The organism is Prevotella sp. HJM029, assembly GCF_000599605.1.
GTDB lineage: Bacteria > Bacteroidota > Bacteroidia > Bacteroidales > Bacteroidaceae > Prevotella.
Genome location: NZ_AZHT01000095.1, coordinates 1 through 1,960 on the forward strand (window position 1 = coordinate 1; position 1,960 = coordinate 1,960).

Below are 1,960 nucleotides of genomic sequence, written 5' to 3' on the forward strand. Positions count from 1 at the left end.
ACAGGCACCGCCCCTACCAATCTCCATCATATTTTTCCGCACATCCCACACAAACCAAATAACCATTTGCACACAATCCACCCAAAGGAAACCAACCGTCCATGTGCAATCCGCCCCTACCCATCTCCACCAAACCACGCGGTGTGCCCCTACCGCGCAGCGGTTATACTTTCGATAGCGCAAGGTTGGCAAGTGCAACGCAGCCTACCCTGGGTAACAATGCAAGCGAGAATACTACCTCCTGGGGGTTGTACTTTTTCTCATCGCACATCATTACCACACGCGGCGAACAGATGGTTTCCCGCACGCAAATTGATTTTAAAAAGTACAATGCCGATGGCATAGGTTCTCTCCCCCCGTCTTTCCCAGGATAGATTTCGCTGCGCTCAATCAACCCTGGGCTGACAAAAGTACAACACCAATGGTGTTGGTTCATGTGTACTGCTTCCCCAACAAACAAACAAACAAAACCACCCACACACAATCCACCAAACGAAACCGTAGGGGCGGCGCCTGTGTGCCCGCCCGAACGTCCGCGCAGCGGCGTTTCCATACCAAAAATACACGCATCACGCACGGGGAATGAACGACGGATGCGCCCTTGTGGGGCGACGCGGGCGGGCACACAGGCACCGCCCCTACCAATCTCCATCATATTTTTCCGCACATCCCACACAAACCAAATAACCATTTGCGCACAATCCATTCCCAAACGAAACCAACCATCCACACGCAATCTGCCCTAACAACATCAACCGCCCCTACCCATCTCCATCAAACCATGCGGTGTACCCTTACCGCATCGCGGTTATACTTTCGATAGCGCAGGGTTGGCAAGTGCAACGCAGCCTACCCTGGGTAACGGAGGCCAGCAAGGGGGCTACCCACAACGTGGGTTGTACTTTCTTTCGCCACAAACTAACGATGCTGCGCCATGCACAATCCATTCCCAAACGAAACCAACCATCCACACGCAATCTGCCCAAACAACATCAACCGCCCCTACCCATCTCCACCAAACCACGCGGTGTGCCCCTACCGCGCAGCGGTTATACTTTTGATAGCGCAAGGTTGGCAAGTGCAACGCAGCCTACCCTTGGTAACGGAGGCCAGCGAGGGGGCTACCCACAACGTGGGTTGTACTTTCTTTCGCCACAAACTAACGATGCTGCGCCATGCACAATCCATTCCCAAACGAAACCAACCATCCACACGCAATCTGCCCAAACAACATCAACCGCCCCTACCCATCTCCATCAAACCATGCGGTGTGCCCATACCCATCGCGGTTATACTTTTGATAGCGCAGGGTTGGCAAGTGCAACGCAGCCTACCCTGGGTAACGGATGCAAGCGCGGGGGCTACCCACAACGTGGGTTGTACTTTCTTTCGCCACAAACTAACGATGCTGCGCCACATGCTAACGATGCTGCGCCATGCACAATCCACCCAAACGAAACGCGTAAACAATCTCCTCACCACACAAATCGGGGGCGGAAATGCATCGCGCACTCCCGCCCCCTCAACTCTAAATGAATTTCGTTTCTGAATCATCTACAGAACATAGAAAAATCCCTTGCAGACCCTCCGATTGGGCGTCAAATTTTGAAAACAACCCTCGCAGACCCTCCGATTGGGCGTCAAATTTTGAAAACAACCCTCGCAGACCCTCCGATTGGGCGTCGAATTTCGAAAACAACCCTTGCAGACCCTCCGATTGGGCGTCAAATTTCGAAAACAACCCTTGCAGACCCTCTGATTGGGCGTCAAATTTCGAAAACAACCCTCGCAGACCCTCCGATGGGGCATTTGCATCGTGCATTATCCCATCTGGCATACTGGTAGTGCTCCATTCCTTGGAGCTTGCTACGGTCAACAGTTCTCAGTTTGTTCATTGTAATTATAAAATTAGTAGTCGCCAGAACAGCCCGGCGATTAGGTTTCAGTTGTAATTGTGCTT

At 52.4% G+C, this 1,960-nt stretch carries 2 protein-coding genes; one reads left to right on the forward strand and one right to left on the reverse strand.

The genetic code is table 11. The annotated features are described in order from the left end of the window. Positions 1–163: 163 nt before the first annotated feature. A complete protein-coding gene (locus X919_RS0105470; RefSeq protein WP_155949670.1) occupies positions 164–691 on the reverse strand; it encodes a hypothetical protein in 528 nt (175 codons plus the stop codon). Positions 692–934: 243 nt separating this feature from the next. On the opposite strand from X919_RS0105470, the gene X919_RS0105475 reads away from it, so the two are divergent. Then, complete coding sequence (locus X919_RS0105475; protein WP_028899323.1) at positions 935–1,549, forward strand: hypothetical protein; 615 nt, start codon at positions 935–937, stop codon at positions 1,547–1,549. Positions 1,550–1,960: the final 411 nt, after the last annotated feature.